Consider the following 16,795-nt stretch of genomic DNA (forward strand, 5'->3'; position numbering starts at 1 on the left):
ATTCTTTTTATTGAGAACGTTAAAATTCATTTCCACATCTTGAGCGCGTCTTCTTCCATAAAGTGTAAATTCCCTGGCACAATCAAACAATGCATTTGCGCGCCAAAATCAGCTGAAAGAAGTTCTTGGCAAGTTCCTGCTTTCACTGTCGCGGTTTCTGAACCAGCGCGAGCAACACCAACACAGAGAGTTTCTTTTGTAAAAATAGTTTCATGTCTTTTCTCTTCAATGGTCAAAAGAATCTGTAACGCTTCATTGATCGTCATAAATTTCTGTTGATCCCATTTAATATCGAGCAACACAAGGGTGTGCAATCCGTTTTTTTTGTTCTGAGAAATAACATCATACGCGGTTTCTGGTTGAAAGTTTTCTTCAGGATAAGGCACTGAGGTTGTTTTTCCAAATTTATACAGCTGTAACCCCGTAATTCCAACAGCAGTGAGAATAGATGCGTTGTTGGTGATTGTTACTTTGATACCTTCTTGTTTCGCGCGCATCATTAAATCCAAATGTGTTGTCGCGGAGAAGGGATCTCCAACAACGAGAAACGCGACATCGCCAATGCGAGCGTTCTGTAAGATTTCATTCTCATCTCCTTCAACAAGTTCTCTGTGCGCAAGATGAATTTGCTTGTTGTAAAATTTCGCAAGATCATGAAAGCTGCAGTTCAAACGAGAAGTATAGCACTCTAAGTACACAATGTCTGCTTTCTGCACCAATTCCATTCCTTTGATGGTGATGTCTTTTTCAGAATCTAAACCAATGCCGATGATGTGGAGAGTCATTTTATTATCCTCTTGAAGAAGCTGTATTTAAAGTAATAGACTGTCGTAAATAAATTAAATCAGCAATATCTCGATCAACGGAAAAAATACCGACACGCGAAGGGGCGTATCCCATTGCAGGAAGAAGACCATATGAAGCAAGAACAAGCTTTCGATCAGTAGCATTATGACCCTTATATTCTTTGTGAAATTTTTGTTTAATTTGTTCTTTTGTATAGCCCTCGCGAACCTTTCCTAAAAACCAAGGACAAATACTGCGTAAATATGAATCAACAATTCTCCCTTTCTCTGACAAAACGCGTCCACGAAGTGTTGTTCTAAAACGTGGCATATCAAGAGAACCAACATAGCGAAGATTAAGAACAGCAGTATCATAAGAAGACATAAATTCCAGTTTCAGATCTTTAACACATTGTTGTGCAGCTATAAATGCTGGAGAAGAATATTCACTTTGTGGCCGACCATCGATGATATGCTGTGTTATTATCTGAGATGTTCCTGGTCTATTTTTTACATTTGGTAGTTTTAAAGCAGCGTGTAATCCTGCAAACAAAATATCAAAATGGTGATCAACAAGCGTTTCAACAACACCCTTCCCAATTCCTTTAGAAAGTTCACGAAGAAGCGCGGATTCAGAAGAAAGAGGAGTCCCTGTTGTTTTTACATCCAAAACATGTCCGTGTTCTTGAAGAGAAACATAGACCGATGAAATAAAGCGAGAAGGACCTTTCGAAAGAACGGTATAAGCGAGAGTATGTTCAACTTCCTCAACAACACCTTGAATAGTAAATAAAGGAATACCACTTTGTTCAAAAAGTTCTAAGGCAGGAGCAAGTTCTTCTCGTAAAAGAACAGATGTATCAAGAACTAACGCATCTAACCCTTTAACATTCGTTCGTGAGTTACACAACTGTACAGCACGAACAGTTCTATTAAAATCTAAACCTTCATAGTTAACAGTAATCATATTCAGAGAAAAACAGAACTTCATTTTAAAAGATTGTGACGAAAATCTGGATATTCTTTGTTTAGGGAGATAATAGAGAAAAGTAAAAATAATAATAGATTGCGTAGACAAACAAGGTTCTTCTAGTGCGTGTAAACGCCCCTACTCCTAGTAAGAATCGACAAGCAAAAGCCAACTGTCAGGGGGACCCATTGCCGCGGCAATGGGGTATTATTGAATTGTAAAAAGAAACTGATTATAAAAAACCAAAGAGATGGTAAAAAAACGAGAAAAAACAAACCCAATCCCCAAAGGGGAGGCCTTCATGAATTGTTAGTTGGGGGTGTAGGAACATGAAGGCCAGAATGTATCACACAGGGGTGTGATTTGGACTTCTGGTGCTTAATGCACAATTTCTATGCCGAGTTCGTCGTTAAACACAGGGTGTTCTCGCGGCGTTTCTTTCGCGCGTTGCGAAGATTTCCCAAGAACCCAAGGTGATTTAACTCCGGTCATGATCGTCATGACAGTAACTTTTCCTTTCATGTCATCAGTGATTCGTGTTCCCCAGATGCAGTTTGCGTTTTCATCCATGCTTTCTGTGACAAGCTCACCAACTTGATTGACTTCTTCTAATGTCAAGTCTGGACCGCCATGCACGTGGATTAACGCGCCTGTCGCTCCTTCGTAGCTTACTTCAAGCAATGGGTTGCTCAATGCGCCGCGAACAGCTTCTTCAACTCTGTTGTTTGTGTCAGACGCGCCAACACCGATAACAGCGACGCCGCCATTGGTCATGATTGCTTTGACATCCGCAAAGTCAAGGTTGACAAGGGATGGTATTGAGATTGTTTCAACAATTCCTTTGATCATCACTGCGATCAATTCATTCGCGACAGCGAACGCTTGTTGAATTGGCAAGTTTCCCGCGATCTGGACGAGTCTATTGTTGTCAATGACAATAACAGTGTCAGAAACTTCGCGGAGTTGTTGTAAACCAAATTCTGCTTTTTCAACACGAGCGCGTTCAATTTTAAATGGCATGGTCACTGTTCCAATAACAATCGCGCCAAGATCTTTTGCGACCTTACCGACAATTGGTGCTGAACCTGTTCCTGTTCCACCGCCCATTCCCGCGCAGACAAAAACCATGTCTGCTCCGTTGAGGCATTCTTTGATTTCTTGAATAGATTCTTTCGCGGATTCTGCTCCTTTCTGAGGAAAGCCGCCGCAGCCAAGACCGCGAGTGATGTCTTTACCGATCAGAAATTTTTTGTCAGCAGAAGTAATCTGAAGATGTTGTACGTCAGTGTTGCACGCGAAAATTTCCGCGCCTTTGACTTGCTTTTTGTGCAGCCAGCTGACCATATTATTGCCTGCGCCACCGCAGCCAATTACTTTAATATTTGCAAAGCCTACAGTTTTTGCGGGCATTTGTTGTTCCAACGCGTTTTTTACCAAAAAGTCCATGTTCAACCCCTCTTTTCCTCTTTTTTTTGTTTTCGCTGAAGCACCAGCAACCACACCTTTCGAAAAGTCAGCGCGATTGCGGAGTTGACACTATTTCGAAAAGTTTATATAGTACTTCAACTATTAATTTTCTTAGAACACGTTGATTGTTTGCGCCAACAAACAATTATTTTTCATAATTGCAAAATGCTTCGTTTGATTTTCGCCAAAAAGTCAAATGAAGACAAATCTTTTTTTCTAATGATCTCACAAAATAACTAAGTGGACTTATGATCAAACTTCTATATAAAGCTTTCGAATTTGAGGGAATTAGTGTAGGTAAAGTGTATACTGAGAGAGGGCTGGATGAGAATTAATTCTGGAATTGTGAAGAAATAAAAAAATAATTAATATTAATAACCATCACAGGTTTCTGTGGTAACACAACAATTGCACAGTGCACAAAATGGTCGATTAGGGTTATCGCAGGTTGGAGTTTCTGTTCCTTTCCCAACAGTTGCAGTTCCTGATACTTGCTGTCCAGATGATGTTTCAACAAGACCAGCGGCGTCATCCTTTGCTTTGAGTTTAATATACGCTTGCCCAGTCATATTTTCTGAGATCCCTGCACCCATCAACAACACTAAAATTCCCACTGCCGCGACAACACCAACAATCGCGACAATATACATACTTGCTTTTTTTTCATCCATTGTTTACACCTCTTTTTTTAAGATTACGCACAACAAACAGGATTCCCCTTACTGTCACGGCAAGTACCAGTACAATCAGGCATATAAGAGTCTGTAGATTCAACGCTTCCCGAAGTTGTTGATTTTGCGGTAATATCGACACTTTTCATGTTCAATTTAATATACCCTTGTCCTGTCATATCACCTGACACCATATTTATGCCACTATTCAAAATTAAAACAACGATTCCGACAATTGCGACAATCGCAACAATTGCGAGCAAATACACATTTGTTTGTTCTGTTTTTACCACAAGAGCACCTCTTATTCTTTCTTCCCAGTCAATTTTCCCCAGAGTGATTTTCCTTTTTCAACGCCTTTCGCGAGCAACTTATTTGTTCCTTCATCAACAGCCGCGATTGTTTCGCGAACATGTTTCTCGATAACAGGGGATGGTTCCGCGATAACAAGCGGGAATGTTCTGATTCTGTTTCCGTATCGTTCAATGTAGGAAAATGTTTCAAGAATGTATTTTGGTGGCCGTGGCGGAATTTCGTCTGGATATCCCAGCGTAATAATAACTTCAGGTCGCGCGTATTCAGGAACACCGCAGATGGATTTCATCGCTTCTTCGTCAAACGCGCCGATCCAGCATGCGCCTAATCCAAAATGGTGCGCGGCGAGAAGCATGTTCATTGCGGCCGCTGCTGCGTGTTGGACAGAATATAATCGTTCACCGCGAATACCGTAGAATTGTTTTGATCGTTTGATATCCACGCAGATAACGATGTGTGTTGGCGCGGCTTCCATCCAGTATTGCTGCAAACACGCTTCCGCGATTTGCGCGCGTTTTCCTTTATCCTGCACAATAATGAAACGATAATCCTGAATGTTTCCCGCGGTTGGCGCAGCCATTCCCGCTTCAACAACTCGTCCTACTTTTTCAAACTCGACAGGAATATCCTGATATTTACGAATAGAACGACGAGTGTGAATACATTCCATGACATCCATGAAGAGTTTTTATGAGAAATAAGTATATAAGCTTTGTGATGGCATATTTACTATGATGGAGTTTTTCATATCACTTTTGTCTTCTTTGAATACTAACTAGCAATGATAACATTTATATAATAGTACTAACTGCTAGTTAGTATGATAAGCAAAGAGATATTACGGCAGGTTGTTGCAAAACAAAAAAAAGAAACATCTCCTAAACCAGGATCTATACGGAGGGAGCTATTGGATAAAATACTCCCTTATTTTAGTGATGAAAGGATAATTATCTTAACAGGAGTGCGGAGGTGTGGAAAATCAACGTTGCTTAAGCAGATAATGGAAAGTAAAGCAAACTGGTGTTATGTCAATTTTGAAGATGAGCGGTTGTTAGATTTTAGAGCACAGGATTTTGAAATGCTCAATGAAGTGCTTATAGAGATGTATGGTTCTTGCAAGACATATTTTTTTGATGAAGTACAGAATGTTGAGAAGTTTGAGACTTTTGTACGGCGGTTACAGGATGATGGTAAAAAAGTAATCATAACTGGATCCAATGCGTCGTTGTTGAGCAAAGAATTTGGCACCAGGCTCACCGGTCGATACAAGGCATTTGAAGTGTATCCTTTTTCATTTCATGAATTTTTAGATTTTAAGAATATCTCTGTTGATAAGAGTGCTTTTTATCATACAGAAAAAAAGGTTCAGCTCATTCGTCTTTTTGAAGAATATATGCTCTCTGGAGGACTTCCAGAATATCTTAAAAACAAAGATAAAGAATATGTACGAACTGTCTATGAGAATATCCTTTACAAAGATATTATAACGCGATATGCTATAAAAAGGGAAAAAATCCTCAAAGAGCTTGTGAATATTCTCGCAACAAATGCGGCGTCGCCGTTCACCTATAACTCTTTGAAAAAAACATTAGGTCTTTCAAACGCTATTACAGTAAAAGAATATATCTCTTATTTAAGCAATTCTTATCTTTTCTTTGAACTTTTAAAATCTTCTTACTCTGTAAAACAGCAGCTTGCGTCTCCGAGAAAGATATATATGATAGATTCTGCATTCAATAATGTGTGTGGGTTAAATTTTACGCCAAATAAAGGGCGTAATATGGAGAACGCGGTGTTTATTGCGTTAAAAAGAACAGGGGAAGATGTCTTTTATTATTCGGATAAAACAGAATGTGATTTTATAGTGAAGGAGGGGTCAAAAATAAGTATGGCAATACAAGTCTGCTATGCGATTAATGACACAAATAAGGAGCGAGAAATACGTGGATTATTAGATGCGTTGCATGCATTTAGGTTAAAAGAAGGATTTATATTTACCTTTGAGCAAAAAGACGAATTTGAAAGAGAAGGGAAGAAAATTAAGATTATTCCTGCATGTATGTGGATGCTGAACTAATTGTTTTTCTATTTCCTAATAGAACGACGAGTGTGAATATAGTGAAAGACACAAATATTCAAACAAAGAATATGTCTTTCACTATTCAGCAAAAGTGGTTTCAAATGTTCGAAAATTAACCACTTTTGCTATACATTCCATGACATCCATGAAGAGTTTTTATGAGAAATAAGTATATAAGCTTTGCTGAAAATGAAAAAAATGAAAGAAGGACATAGAAAGAAGAAAATAAGAAGAGTTATCTCTTCTGTTAATTATTGATTACTTTCATGCTCTGATAGGGCACACAGTTCCCCCCAAAGCAAGTTTCATCTATTTTGCATGCAGTTTTACACTTTTTATACGCTTCCCCAGTCAAATCCCCTGCATCATCACTATTTAACGAAACGCTTCCTGCTCCGCTGTTCAAAATCAACACGACTATTCCTACAATCGCGACAATCGCAACGATGGATAATAAATACAAATTTGTTTTTTGTTCTTTAGCCATTATGACACCTCTTTTTTTAAAATATTCATTCTTGTGTCGGGCAAACAACTGCGCCAGTACCGCAGTATAAACTGCCATCATCACAAGCAGTGCAATCTTCAACATTCCACGACTTCAATCCTGAAGAACCAAGACTCACAGTCTTCGCGGAATACGCTTCTCCTGCTAAATCGCTGGAAGAACCTGCTGCGTTCATTATCAAAACAACAACAGCGACAAAGCCAACAATTCCTACTAACGCTAAAAGATATGTATTTGTTTTATCCTCTTTTCCCATAATAACACCTCATTTTGAAAATGACTTACATCTTTCCAGTCATTTTTCTATATAAACCTTTGGGTTTTCGAAAGAAAATGTTATGAATACGCGCCTTCGCCAGGTTTAGCGGAATTTCCCGACGAACTACTCCCTGAACTGGAAGAACCCTCTGTTAAGTCATCAATAGTTCCTTCTAAAGATGTTACTTTAGACTCCAAATCCACAATGCGCTCTTCGAGCTTATTGATTTGAGATGCTGTTTTTAAAGAGTTAGAAGAAACTGTTGAAGTAAGCTCTTCTAAGGTGAGAGAACCTGAAGTTCCTGTTGTGCCTTTCTTAACGCTTAACGCCTGACCGATAAGTGTATCTTCTTTTCGAAGGGAAAGAATATCAGTATCATAAACAATCATGACAAAGATACCGAGAATAGCGACGATAATAACAAGAGTCATGAAAAATTTGTCTGGAGAGACTGAAGAAACCTGTTTCTTTGCCATCTTTTACTTTCTGAAGAGATTATTATTTAATCTTTTCTATTTTTTACAGCAAAATTTATATATTTAACAGTATTTAATAACGTTAAATGAAGAAACTCCTGATTGATTCATGTAGTATTATCTTACTCGCAAAGGCGTCCGTACTTGAAAAATTGGCAGAAGTACATGAAGCAACTATCACTTCCGCTGTGGCAGAAGAAGTGTTAGCGGGAAAAAAAAAGCTTTTTGCGGACGCTCTTTTGTTAGATCGCTTGTTGAATGAGAAGAAAATAAGAAATGTATTTCATCCAAAAGAGATAACAGAAAAGATAATGAATGATTATAACATGGGAAAAGGAGAAGCGTCAATAATTGCGGTTGGGTTAAAGGAAAAAGAAATTATTATTGTCACAGACAACCTTCAAGGAAGAAAAGTTGCAAAAGTGTTTGAGTTGCCATTAGTAGGAAGCATAGAATGCATTGTAAGTTTATATAAGAATAAGAAGATTACAAAAGAAAAAGCAAAAGAGAGCTTAGAAATCCTCAAGAAAGAAGGGTGGTTTCAAAGCTATCTTATTGAAGACGCGGAGGAGGATCTCAAATGAGTGAAGTTGAATTTTTAGGAGCACGACTTGAAAAAGAAATAATCAAAATGGTAGAGAAAACTGCAGAAGAAGAACGTGTAGACAAAACAAAAGCATTGAAAGAATTAATTCTCCTTGGAAGAAAACAATTATTATTAAACAAATACATGGAGTATTATAGAAAAGGTCTTTGTTCATTAGACAAGGCTGCGCAGGAAGTGGGAATAACTGTAGCGGAAATGATGCATGAAGCGGTAAAAGCAGGAATACAGTCAACGCAAACAAGAGAAGAGTATAGAAAAGGCATAAAACTCCTTTCATAAGCCTACCCATTTCTAGGTTGCGTAACATTTATAAGTAGTCAGAAGATCCAAAGAAGAATGAAAGACCTCCCTATCCTCCTCTACATCGCAAACAAAGCAGGACTGCATGGAACCTTGACATCATCAACAGTGCTACTTGCGGCAGAGCTTGATATTTCGCAACAAACAGTCTCAAGAAAATTGCAAGAGCTCGATGAAGAAGGAAGCATCAAGAAACAAACAACACCCATTGGAGTAACATTAAGCCTCACAGAAAAAGGAAAAGGAAAATTACGAACATTGCATGGCGAGCTCCAACAAATTCTGAGTCAGCAAACAAATTTGACAGGAATAGTCAAAGACGGATTAGGAGAAGGAAAATTCTATATGAGTCAGGAGCAGTACAAGCAGCAGTTTCAAAGCTTATTAAATTTCACGCCATATCCAGGAACATTAAATCTTGCAGTGGACAAAAATACAGCAGCAGTATTTCTTGCGGCAAAGAAACAGCTCTACATCAGTGGTTTCCAAACAAAAGAACGAACGTTTGGTGGTCTCAAATGTTATCCTATCCTTATCGCGAAAAAAGTTGCGGGCGCGGTGATTGTTCCTGACAGAACAACGCACACGCTCGAAACAGTAGAAATTATCGCGGCAGCAAATTTACGATCAATATTGAAATTGGAGAATGGGAAGGAGATTAATGTAAGTTAAAGAGAAAATAACAACAATAGGTGAAATAAATGAATATAATCTGGAGAATCGGAGTCGCGGACACTACCTTTGCGCAAATGGATATGTACAAGGCAGTCGAGCAAGCATTCAACGATGCGCAGAAAGAAGACAAAGAATTGAAAATAGAAATTATCCGCTACACAGTCCCTGGAATCAAAGATCTTCCTGTCGCGTGCAAATCTTTGCTCACCAACAATAAGTGCGATATCGCAATCGCTCTCGGTATGCCTGGACCAATGCCTATTGACAAACAATGCGCACATGAAGCATCCATTGGCATCCAACACGCAATGCTCATGACCAATAAACATATTCTTGAAGTATTCGCGCACGCGGATGAAGAAGCAGATCCAAAAAAGCTTGTTGCGCTTGCGCATGACCGCGCGTACAAGCACGCAAAGAACGCAATCGCATTACTGAAAGGAAGAACCACATTAACACCATTCGCGGGAAAAGGATTACGGCAAGGAAAATCGCATGTCGGAAGTTTGGAGTGAGTACGATGACCACAAACAAAAACACAATAATTCCAAATACAGAAGACAAGACGCGCATTTCAATCGCAATTGTCGTCGCGGATTTTAATGAAGAGATAACACGTGAGATGGTCAAAGTCGCGGAAAAACGCGCGAAAGAAAAAAACATCCACATTGCGCAAATCATCCATGTTCCAGGTGTGTTTGATATGCCGCTTGCGGTAAAGAAATTACTGCAGAAAGAAAACATCCAAGGAATTGTGACGCTTGGTGTAGTGATCAGTGGAGGAACAAGCCATGACGCGCATGTCGCTGATAATGCGGCGCGGCAGATTAGCAATCTCACACTTGAATATGAAAAACCTGTTGCGTTGAGTATCATTGGACACAACGTCTCAAAGCAGCAAGCAATGGAACGCTATGAAAGTTACGCGAAGCATGGCGTTGACGCGGTTGTTGAGTTAATTCAAATGTTGAATAAAATATGATCGCTGTTTCATTTGCTCTGTAATCGCTCAACAACAAAAACACGCGCCAGTAAAGTCCTACTGCACAATTCATCCTTTATGGAAGTATTAAAAAAAGAGATGAATAATGATCAAGCAGTGAAGCGATTCAAAAGCAATAGAAAGAATGTGAAAATATGAATCAAACTGAAACAAAAAGAATACAAACAGCAATCACTTCCTTCCAATCAGGGAAACCTATAATCGTCACCGATGCAAACGATCGCGAGAACGAAGCAGATGTGATCTACCCTGCAGAAACAATCAAAGAGCAAGACATCGCGTTTATGCTCCAACACACATCTGGAATCATTTGCGTCCCCTGCGAAAAAAACATCCTAAAAAAACTCAAGATCCCATTAATGGTAGAAAACAACACTGCACGCCATGGATGCGCGTTCACTGTCTCCATCGACGCAAAAGAAACAAAGACAGGAGTCAGCGCGGCAGAACGAGCGCAAACAATTCAAGCGCTTTGTGATCCAAAAACAAAGCCAGAAGATTTCACGCGACCAGGACACATCTTTCCACTCCAAGCAAAAGAAAGTATTCTTGAAAGACAAGGACATACAGAAGCGGCAGTAGAGCTCTGCAAGCTCGCAAAAAGAAAACCAATCGCAGTGCTCGCAGAATTGATGAATCCTGATGGAAGCATGATGCGGGAAGAACAACTCCAAACATTCGCGAGAAAATATAATTTTCCAATCATTTCAATAGAAGAACTTGTTGCGTATATACAAGAAAACCAAGGAACACAAAAAAGAGAAGAAAATAAAAGTGACATAAACCAAGAAGAAAAAGAAGAGGAAAACAAAGAAAAAAGAGCAACACACTCGCTCATTCGCCATAACGCAATCCACCTTCCAAGCGAGTATGGAGATTTCACGGCAATTCCATTTGAAGAAGAAAAAACAGGAATCACGCATCTTGCTATTCTCAAAGGAGATCCAACAAACAAACAAAATATTCTCACCAGAATTCATTCAGAATGTCTCACAGGAGACATTCTTGGATCACAGCGTTGTGATTGTGGTGACCAACTCAAAGCGGCAATGCTAAGAATAGAGAAAGAAGGGCTTGGAATTATTCTGTACATGCGTCAGGAAGGAAGAGGAATTGGCTTGCTTCCAAAACTACAAGCATATCATCTGCAGGAAAAAGGATTTGATACTATTGAAGCGAATGAATTGCTTGGATTTAAACCAGACGAACGAGAGTACACAAGTGCAGTGGAAATTCTGAAAAATCTCAATATCACAACAATAAAACTGTTGACCAATAATCCTGAAAAAATACAAGCGTTAAACAAAAGTGGAATTCATGTGGTGGACAGAATCTCTTTAGAAATTGAACCAACAATGCACAACAAAGAATATCTCACGACAAAGAAAGAAAAGATGGGACATTTATTAAATAATGTATGAGCAAAGAATTTGAAACATACAAAAGAGAAGAAGAAAATGAAGAAGCAAGAAAAACAACTACCACAAAGCAAAAGCAAATTTCACGATGAGCATGAAGCTGATCTTTTCTACATGCAGCATGCACTCCTGATCGCGCAAAAAGCGTATCCTGCGCCAAATCCGCAGGTGGGAGCCGTTATTGTCAAAAACAATATGATTATTGGCGAAGGCTTTCACGAAAAAGCTGGAGCAGCCCACGCGGAAATTCAGGCGCTCAAAAGCGCGGAACAAAAAAGAATTCTTCCCGACGGCGCAACAATGTATGTCACCTTAGAACCCTGCTGTCATTTTGGAAAAACACCTCCTTGTGTTGACGCGATAGTTGTCGCGGGAATCAAGCGAATCGTCATTGGCTGCAGAGACGAGAATGAACTGGTCAATGGAAACGGAATAACTGCGTTAATCCAAGCGGGAATAACAGTAAATGTAGGAATTTTAGGAAAAGAATGCGCGGCGTTATACAAAAAATTTTTTCACACACAAAAGAAGAAAAGACCATACGCAACACTCAAGACCGCGATGACCTTAGACGGAAAAATTGCGCCCGCGCCTGCGACAAGAGCAACAATCTCATCACCTGAATCACACTACAAAGCGCATGAGTTGCGAAGAGATCATGACGCTATATTGACAGGAATTGGAACAATTCTCAGTGATGACCCTCTGCTCAACTGCAGAATTCCCTGCAAAAAGCAGCCAATTCCAGTTATTTTAGACAGCAAATTAAAAATCCATTTGACAGCAAAAGTCCTTCAAAACAAAAGTGTAATTATTGCCACAACAAAAGCGAGAGATAAGAAAAAGCAGGAAGCGTTGGAGAAAAAAGGAGTACGATTCATTGTCACAGAAGGGGTTCATGTCGCGCTCAAAGAAGTCTTCAAAAAACTTCCTGAATTAGGCATTCTCTCTGTCCTTATAGAGGGTGGCGCGGAAGTAAACGCCGCATGTCTAGAACAAAAATTCATAGATAGAATCTGTTTTTTTATCGCGCCAAAGATATATGGAACAGGGGTGCCTGTGTTTGAAACAACAAAGAAGTTGATGGAGAAGGAAATAAGGCTCACCAATGTCTACTACACGCAAGTAGGCAAAGATATCTGTGTCGAAGCGGATATAGAGTAAGGCACGGTTTAATACAAGAAAATATATAAATGAACAGCAATTTTTTGAATCAATAAGACAATTATAAGCGTATCCTTGGAGGAGAAGATCATGAAATACACACGATTTGAGAAGACACGAATCATTGGTGCTCGCGCGTTGCAGATTGCGATGGGTGCTCCGTTTAACATTGATCTTTCTGAGAAAGACCTTGAAGCTATCCGTTTTAATCCTATAGAAATCGCGAAGCTTGAATTCGAAAAAGGAGTTGTTCCTATTGACATCAAGCGAACTTCTGTAAAGCCTGCAAGCAAGTAATTTCAAGCAGAGATCAATAACTTTATAATTTCTAAATTCTTTAGTATTGTCAGAGGTGTTTCCTATGAAGAAAGTGTTGACGCGATTTTTGGACAGACTTGCAGGTGTTGAGGATAACGGAGCTTCTTATGGTCAGGCCTCCAATGCATCGAATTTTGAAGATGAGTATGTCACAGTTGATCTGAGTGAGCAGCAGATGAAGCAGCTTGAAGAAGGAAAGCATGGACAGCTGACAATAAAAGTGCACAAACTCAAATCAGACATGGAATATCAGATAATTCTTGATATGGTTCGAAACAACAGCATTGTTGTTCTGGATATATCGATGCTAAAGAACAGCGACTTTACTGGACTCAAAATGCTGAGCAATAAGCTGAAGCAAAAATGTGAAGAAATGCGCTGGGGTCTTGGCGCGCTCAGCAATGATTTGCTTATGGTCACGCCATCAACAGTAAAGTTTGAGAAGCGAAAACAGGAAGCGACTCCTGAAGCAGAAGTAAAGGGATTCTAAATTCAAAGAAAGAGTTTAGAAGTTATTTTTCTTCTTTCAAAATTTTACATTTTGTAAACCTAAAACAATCAAACCCATTCTTTCCTTCTGAAATAATAAAGCATGCCAATAGTAAAAACAATCATAACGACCCATGCTGTAGGATAACTCCATTTCCAATGCAGTTCTGGCATAAACTCAAAATTCATCCCATACCACGTACCTATAACTGTCATCGGCATCGCGATAGTCGTGATAATAGTCAGGACTTTGATAATTTCGTTCATTTTGTTGGAAACCACAATGGTGTGGGTTTCAACAATGTTCGCGACAATTTCGCGCTGTGTTTCAATAAACTCGGAAACTCGAATAACTTTATCATAAAGATCGCGGAAATAAACTTCAGAGCGAGGAGAAAGGAAAGGAACAGTTCTTTTTGCGAGAGAGCTCACCACTTCGCGATGATTTCCAGTATGTCGTTTCAAATCCATGACATGCTGTTTAAAGCGAAAAAGCCGCGCGAGCGTGTTCGCGTCTGCCTTATGAAAGATCTTTGTTTCAATGGAATCAATTTCTTCGTCAATCTTTTCAATCGCGGGAAAGAAAGACTCAACAAGCCTATCCATAATGTACTGCACAATAAATTCTGGACCCTTGTTCAGCAATTTCTGAAGTGTTTTTGGATCATTTTGCAGCTGAATAATGGATTCAATGTCGTTCAGATGGTTTGTGATGACAAAATTTTTGCCGAGAATAAAGTCAACTTCTTGTATGTGAATGCCGCCTTTGCTGACATTGATACCATAAACAATAAGGAGTAGGTAATTGTCAAACACTTCCAATTTAATCCGTGTTTCTTTTTTGAGACAATCATCAACAGTAAGGGGATGTAGTTTGAAAAGATCTTTTATCGCGAGAAAGTCATCTCTGTTTTCGTGAATATCAATCCAGAGCGCTTCATCTTTTTTAGGAAGCCGCTTGATGACTTCTTTTATTTCACGAAGTGATTCTGTTTTTCGATGAAAGAGATAGTTCTTTGCCACAGTATGGTTCCATAGAGAAAGAGATATTTATACCTTTGGAAAAGAAAAGGATCTAATTATTCGCTTCAGGATAAATAATGAAATAAGTCCCACTAGAAGTGTACGTAATTCCGGGATCTCCTGTTTTTATTGGAAGCGCCTGTAAGGCAGTCCAATCTTCTCCATCTTCTGTGCTGCTGAAATAGCCATTACCATAGAAGGAAATAGTTCCTTCAACATTGACCATGTTTCCAACCCACGCGAAATGTTCGTCTCTATTGCTGGAAGATGCTTCAAAAGTAAGTCCATCTGTGGAGACTGCGTCCATTGCTTTGCCATTTTGTTTTGCTAAAGGAGCAAGCATATACCATTTATCTTCAACGCGAACAACAGAACTACCAACAACACTTTCATTTCCATAGACAAATCGCTGTCCTTCCTCAAAGGTGTAGTGTATGCCATCTTCAGAGAGCGCAGAACCATAATAGAACTGCACATCCAAGCCAAGGACATGTGTAGTGAAAAAGAGACGATACATGCCATCTTCTGTTGTAGTTAATGTGGGGTCGTAAGGTGCCTGAAGATCGTCAGGAAAGTTTGTAAGGCAAATAATTTGCGGCTCTGACCATGTTGTGCCATTGTCTTGAGAAATTCGAACACCCACTTTGTTATATATTTGAGGATCATATACTTCAGGAAACCATTGAAACACAGCAACAAGCGTTCCATCTTCTCCAGTAGTAATGCTTGGAACACCGCCTCCTTCAATAAACACTTTGGGTTCTTCAAAGGTGATTCCATCATCACTTGTCGCAACGTAAAGAGTAATAGGCGTGCCATCTTTTGCAAGCTGTTCCGCTTCGTTTAGTGGAAAAATCTGGCTTGTTTGCGTGCATAAGTCTGCTTTATCTTCAGAAGACAGAGCCACACAATCTTCCGGACAGAGTGTTGCATCCTCTTGTTCAGCAGCATCGCAAGTGCCATCTCCACAAGGATCTTGACCCTGCTCAATTTGTTGAGCATCATCCTGCTCAGTGCAAGAAAGAAGAGAAAGAATGAAAACAAGAAACAACGTAAAAAGTATTTTTTTCATGCAAACTCTTTTTAGAGAAATGTTATTTATGTAGTTTTTGGATTCAACTAAAAAAGTATATAAACGAAAAGGAGATATAAAATTTAATGACCTTCAACAAACTTCTCTTTGGGACAAGCGGTATTCCATTAAGCACACCGCAAAAAGGAAGATCAACTGCAACAGGAATACAACAAGTCAACAATCTCAGTCTTGACGCGATGGAGTTAGAGTTTGTGCAATCAGTCAATATTAAACTTGAAAAAGCGCCAGAAATAAAAAAAGTCGCGGAAGAAAGTGAAGTCGCGCTCACTTGCCATGGACAATATTTCATCAATCTCGCGTCATTAGAAAAAGAAAAAATTCCTGCGAGCATTCAACGAATTCTCAACGCTGCGACAGTCGCGAACGCGTGTGGAGGATATAGCGTGACGTTTCATGCCGCGTTTTATCAAAAGCAGGATCCGCAGAAAGTGTATAACATAGTGAAAAAACACATGACAGAAGTAATGCAGCAAGTCAAAGACGCGGGACTAAAAATATGGGTTCGGCCAGAAACAACAGGCAAGCCAACGCAGTTTGGAGATTTGAAAGAATTGTGCAATCTCAGCGCAGAGTTTGACCAAGTACTTCCATGCATTGATTTCGCGCATTTGCACGCGAGAACTGGCGGAAAGTTAAATACAAAAGATGAGTTCCATGAAATGCTGAGTTTCTATGAAAAGACGTTGGGAAAAACAGCGCTGAAGGAAATGCATATTCATCTTGCGGGCATTAATTATTCAGAAAAAGGAGAGAGAAACCATCTTCCACTAAAAGAATCAGATATGAATTATAAAGATCTGCTGAAAACACTCAAAGAATTTAACTGTACAGGTGTTTTGATCTGCGAAAGTCCAAATATTGAGCAGGACGCGTTATTGTTGAAGAAATATTATAATAGCATTTAACTTCTCGTTATTTTTCGATTCATTGTTTATATTCTCAATCCGTTATAAAAAATTAATAATAGCATAGGGATTCAATAGGACTGCAAGGCGATTCATGGAGCAGCAAGGCAAGGAGGAGCTGAGCAGTAAAAAAATTACGCGCACCAGCAAAGCAAAAAATGTCAGGGGGACCCATTGCACAGAAGTGCAATGGGGTTTTATAGAGATAAGAACAGATCAAGCAATAATAAAATAAACAAAGAAAGAGAATAACAAAAACAACAACC

General features: G+C 39.3%; 22 protein-coding genes. 11 read left to right on the forward strand and 11 right to left on the reverse strand.

The window, feature by feature from the left end:
- Positions 1-26 precede the first annotated feature (26 nt).
- The 6 genes from dph5 to HZC31_05660 form a co-directional block, all read right to left on the reverse strand.
- Positions 27-785, reverse strand: coding sequence for a diphthine synthase (dph5, locus tag HZC31_05635; protein MBI5002844.1), 759 nt, complete (start codon positions 783-785; stop codon positions 27-29).
- 4 nt (positions 786-789) lie between these two features.
- Positions 790-1,752, reverse strand: coding sequence for a hypothetical protein (locus tag HZC31_05640; protein MBI5002845.1), 963 nt, complete (start codon positions 1,750-1,752; stop codon positions 790-792).
- 381 nt (positions 1,753-2,133) lie between these two features.
- Entirely contained in the window at positions 2,134-3,201 is a 1,068-nt protein-coding gene (ftsZ, locus tag HZC31_05645; protein MBI5002846.1) for a cell division protein FtsZ, read from the reverse strand.
- Positions 3,202-3,593: 392 nt separating this feature from the next.
- Positions 3,594-3,893 carry a hypothetical protein gene (locus HZC31_05650; protein ID MBI5002847.1) on the reverse strand — a complete coding sequence of 100 codons (300 nt, stop codon included), beginning with the start codon at positions 3,891-3,893 and terminating at the stop codon, positions 3,594-3,596.
- A 23-nt stretch (positions 3,894-3,916) separates the two neighbouring features.
- Positions 3,917-4,186 carry a hypothetical protein gene (locus HZC31_05655; GenBank protein MBI5002848.1) on the reverse strand — a complete coding sequence of 90 codons (270 nt, stop codon included), beginning with the start codon at positions 4,184-4,186 and terminating at the stop codon, positions 3,917-3,919.
- An 11-nt stretch (positions 4,187-4,197) separates the two neighbouring features.
- Positions 4,198-4,887, reverse strand: a complete 690-nt coding sequence (locus tag HZC31_05660) for a nitroreductase family protein (GenBank protein ID MBI5002849.1) — start codon at positions 4,885-4,887, stop codon at positions 4,198-4,200.
- A gap of 141 nt (positions 4,888-5,028) precedes the next feature.
- On the opposite strand from HZC31_05660, the gene HZC31_05665 reads away from it, so the two are divergent.
- Positions 5,029-6,285 carry an ATP-binding protein gene (locus HZC31_05665; GenBank protein MBI5002850.1) on the forward strand — a complete coding sequence of 419 codons (1,257 nt, stop codon included), beginning with the start codon at positions 5,029-5,031 and terminating at the stop codon, positions 6,283-6,285.
- Between the two features lie 250 nt (positions 6,286-6,535).
- Here the strand turns inward: HZC31_05665 and HZC31_05670 are convergent, their stop codons facing one another.
- The 3 genes from HZC31_05670 to HZC31_05680 all read right to left on the reverse strand — a co-directional run bounded on the left by HZC31_05670 (position 6,536) and on the right by HZC31_05680 (position 7,531).
- The gene (locus HZC31_05670) at positions 6,536-6,775 is read right to left on the reverse strand and encodes a hypothetical protein (GenBank protein MBI5002851.1); all 240 of its coding nucleotides are present in this window, start codon (positions 6,773-6,775) and stop codon (positions 6,536-6,538) included.
- A gap of 25 nt (positions 6,776-6,800) precedes the next feature.
- Positions 6,801-7,052, reverse strand: a complete 252-nt coding sequence (locus tag HZC31_05675; GenBank protein ID MBI5002852.1) for a hypothetical protein — start codon at positions 7,050-7,052, stop codon at positions 6,801-6,803.
- Positions 7,053-7,132: 80 nt separating this feature from the next.
- Positions 7,133-7,531, reverse strand: a complete 399-nt coding sequence (locus tag HZC31_05680) for a hypothetical protein (protein ID MBI5002853.1) — start codon at positions 7,529-7,531, stop codon at positions 7,133-7,135.
- 86 nt (positions 7,532-7,617) lie between these two features.
- Here HZC31_05680 and HZC31_05685 point away from each other — a divergent pair, with 86 nt between their 5' ends.
- From HZC31_05685 to sepF, 9 genes are all read left to right on the forward strand, one after another.
- Positions 7,618-8,115 carry a hypothetical protein gene (locus HZC31_05685; GenBank protein ID MBI5002854.1) on the forward strand — a complete coding sequence of 166 codons (498 nt, stop codon included), beginning with the start codon at positions 7,618-7,620 and terminating at the stop codon, positions 8,113-8,115.
- Complete coding sequence (locus HZC31_05690) at positions 8,112-8,417, forward strand: hypothetical protein (GenBank protein ID MBI5002855.1); 306 nt, start codon at positions 8,112-8,114, stop codon at positions 8,415-8,417. Before HZC31_05685 ends, HZC31_05690 begins: the two co-directional genes overlap by 4 nt.
- A 57-nt stretch (positions 8,418-8,474) precedes the next feature.
- On the forward strand, positions 8,475-9,110 hold the full coding sequence (locus HZC31_05695) for a DUF120 domain-containing protein (GenBank protein MBI5002856.1): 636 nt from the start codon (positions 8,475-8,477) through the stop codon (positions 9,108-9,110).
- Positions 9,111-9,139: 29 nt separating this feature from the next.
- Positions 9,140-9,628: a riboflavin synthase gene (locus HZC31_05700; GenBank protein MBI5002857.1), complete on the forward strand. Its 489-nt coding sequence runs from the start codon at positions 9,140-9,142 to the stop codon at positions 9,626-9,628.
- 5 nt (positions 9,629-9,633) lie between these two features.
- The gene (gene ribH, locus HZC31_05705) at positions 9,634-10,095 is read left to right on the forward strand and encodes a 6,7-dimethyl-8-ribityllumazine synthase (protein ID MBI5002858.1); all 462 of its coding nucleotides are present in this window, start codon (positions 9,634-9,636) and stop codon (positions 10,093-10,095) included.
- A 155-nt stretch (positions 10,096-10,250) separates the two neighbouring features.
- On the forward strand, positions 10,251-11,537 hold the full coding sequence (gene ribA / locus HZC31_05710) for a GTP cyclohydrolase II (protein MBI5002859.1): 1,287 nt from the start codon (positions 10,251-10,253) through the stop codon (positions 11,535-11,537).
- A gap of 36 nt (positions 11,538-11,573) precedes the next feature.
- Entirely contained in the window at positions 11,574-12,698 is a 1,125-nt protein-coding gene (gene ribD / locus HZC31_05715; protein MBI5002860.1) for a bifunctional diaminohydroxyphosphoribosylaminopyrimidine deaminase/5-amino-6-(5-phosphoribosylamino)uracil reductase RibD, read from the forward strand.
- Between the two features lie 90 nt (positions 12,699-12,788).
- Complete coding sequence (locus tag HZC31_05720; GenBank protein ID MBI5002861.1) at positions 12,789-12,995, forward strand: DNA-directed RNA polymerase subunit K; 207 nt, start codon at positions 12,789-12,791, stop codon at positions 12,993-12,995.
- A gap of 64 nt (positions 12,996-13,059) precedes the next feature.
- Positions 13,060-13,506 carry a cell division protein SepF gene (gene sepF / locus HZC31_05725; protein MBI5002862.1) on the forward strand — a complete coding sequence of 149 codons (447 nt, stop codon included), beginning with the start codon at positions 13,060-13,062 and terminating at the stop codon, positions 13,504-13,506.
- 68 nt (positions 13,507-13,574) lie between these two features.
- Here the strand turns inward: sepF and corA are convergent, their stop codons facing one another.
- Positions 13,575-14,528: a magnesium/cobalt transporter CorA gene (gene corA / locus HZC31_05730; protein ID MBI5002863.1), complete on the reverse strand. Its 954-nt coding sequence runs from the start codon at positions 14,526-14,528 to the stop codon at positions 13,575-13,577.
- A gap of 52 nt (positions 14,529-14,580) precedes the next feature.
- The gene (locus tag HZC31_05735) at positions 14,581-15,600 is read right to left on the reverse strand and encodes an exo-alpha-sialidase (protein ID MBI5002864.1); all 1,020 of its coding nucleotides are present in this window, start codon (positions 15,598-15,600) and stop codon (positions 14,581-14,583) included.
- An 86-nt stretch (positions 15,601-15,686) separates the two neighbouring features.
- On the opposite strand from HZC31_05735, the gene HZC31_05740 reads away from it, so the two are divergent.
- Complete coding sequence (locus HZC31_05740) at positions 15,687-16,529, forward strand: TIM barrel protein (protein ID MBI5002865.1); 843 nt, start codon at positions 15,687-15,689, stop codon at positions 16,527-16,529.
- Positions 16,530-16,795 lie beyond the last annotated feature (266 nt).

Source organism: Candidatus Woesearchaeota archaeon (assembly GCA_016214075.1).
In the GTDB taxonomy this organism is placed as follows: Archaea; Nanobdellota; Nanobdellia; order Woesearchaeales; family DSVV01; genus JACRPI01.

Excerpts from the sequence above, each read along its gene's own strand:
- dph5 (MBI5002844.1), bottom strand. The coding sequence starts at position 785 with ATGACTCTCCACATCATCGGCATTGGTTTAGATTCTGAAAAAGACATC.
- HZC31_05640 (MBI5002845.1), bottom strand. The coding sequence starts at position 1,752 with ATGATTACTGTTAACTATGAAGGTTTAGATTTTAATAGAACTGTTCGT.
- ftsZ (MBI5002846.1), bottom strand. The coding sequence starts at position 3,201 with ATGGACTTTTTGGTAAAAAACGCGTTGGAACAACAAATGCCCGCAAAA.
- HZC31_05650 (MBI5002847.1), bottom strand. The coding sequence starts at position 3,893 with ATGGATGAAAAAAAAGCAAGTATGTATATTGTCGCGATTGTTGGTGTT.
- HZC31_05660 (MBI5002849.1), bottom strand. The coding sequence starts at position 4,887 with ATGGATGTCATGGAATGTATTCACACTCGTCGTTCTATTCGTAAATAT.
- HZC31_05665 (MBI5002850.1), top strand. The coding sequence starts at position 5,029 with ATGATAAGCAAAGAGATATTACGGCAGGTTGTTGCAAAACAAAAAAAA.
- HZC31_05670 (MBI5002851.1), bottom strand. The coding sequence starts at position 6,775 with ATGGCTAAAGAACAAAAAACAAATTTGTATTTATTATCCATCGTTGCG.
- HZC31_05675 (MBI5002852.1), bottom strand. The coding sequence starts at position 7,052 with ATGGGAAAAGAGGATAAAACAAATACATATCTTTTAGCGTTAGTAGGA.
- HZC31_05680 (MBI5002853.1), bottom strand. The coding sequence starts at position 7,531 with ATGGCAAAGAAACAGGTTTCTTCAGTCTCTCCAGACAAATTTTTCATG.
- HZC31_05685 (MBI5002854.1), top strand. The coding sequence starts at position 7,618 with ATGAAGAAACTCCTGATTGATTCATGTAGTATTATCTTACTCGCAAAG.
- HZC31_05690 (MBI5002855.1), top strand. The coding sequence starts at position 8,112 with ATGAGTGAAGTTGAATTTTTAGGAGCACGACTTGAAAAAGAAATAATC.
- HZC31_05695 (MBI5002856.1), top strand. The coding sequence starts at position 8,475 with ATGAAAGACCTCCCTATCCTCCTCTACATCGCAAACAAAGCAGGACTG.
- HZC31_05700 (MBI5002857.1), top strand. The coding sequence starts at position 9,140 with ATGAATATAATCTGGAGAATCGGAGTCGCGGACACTACCTTTGCGCAA.
- ribH (MBI5002858.1), top strand. The coding sequence starts at position 9,634 with ATGACCACAAACAAAAACACAATAATTCCAAATACAGAAGACAAGACG.
- ribA (MBI5002859.1), top strand. The coding sequence starts at position 10,251 with ATGAATCAAACTGAAACAAAAAGAATACAAACAGCAATCACTTCCTTC.
- ribD (MBI5002860.1), top strand. The coding sequence starts at position 11,574 with ATGAAGAAGCAAGAAAAACAACTACCACAAAGCAAAAGCAAATTTCAC.
- HZC31_05720 (MBI5002861.1), top strand. The coding sequence starts at position 12,789 with ATGAAATACACACGATTTGAGAAGACACGAATCATTGGTGCTCGCGCG.
- sepF (MBI5002862.1), top strand. The coding sequence starts at position 13,060 with ATGAAGAAAGTGTTGACGCGATTTTTGGACAGACTTGCAGGTGTTGAG.
- HZC31_05735 (MBI5002864.1), bottom strand. The coding sequence starts at position 15,600 with ATGAAAAAAATACTTTTTACGTTGTTTCTTGTTTTCATTCTTTCTCTT.
- HZC31_05740 (MBI5002865.1), top strand. The coding sequence starts at position 15,687 with ATGACCTTCAACAAACTTCTCTTTGGGACAAGCGGTATTCCATTAAGC.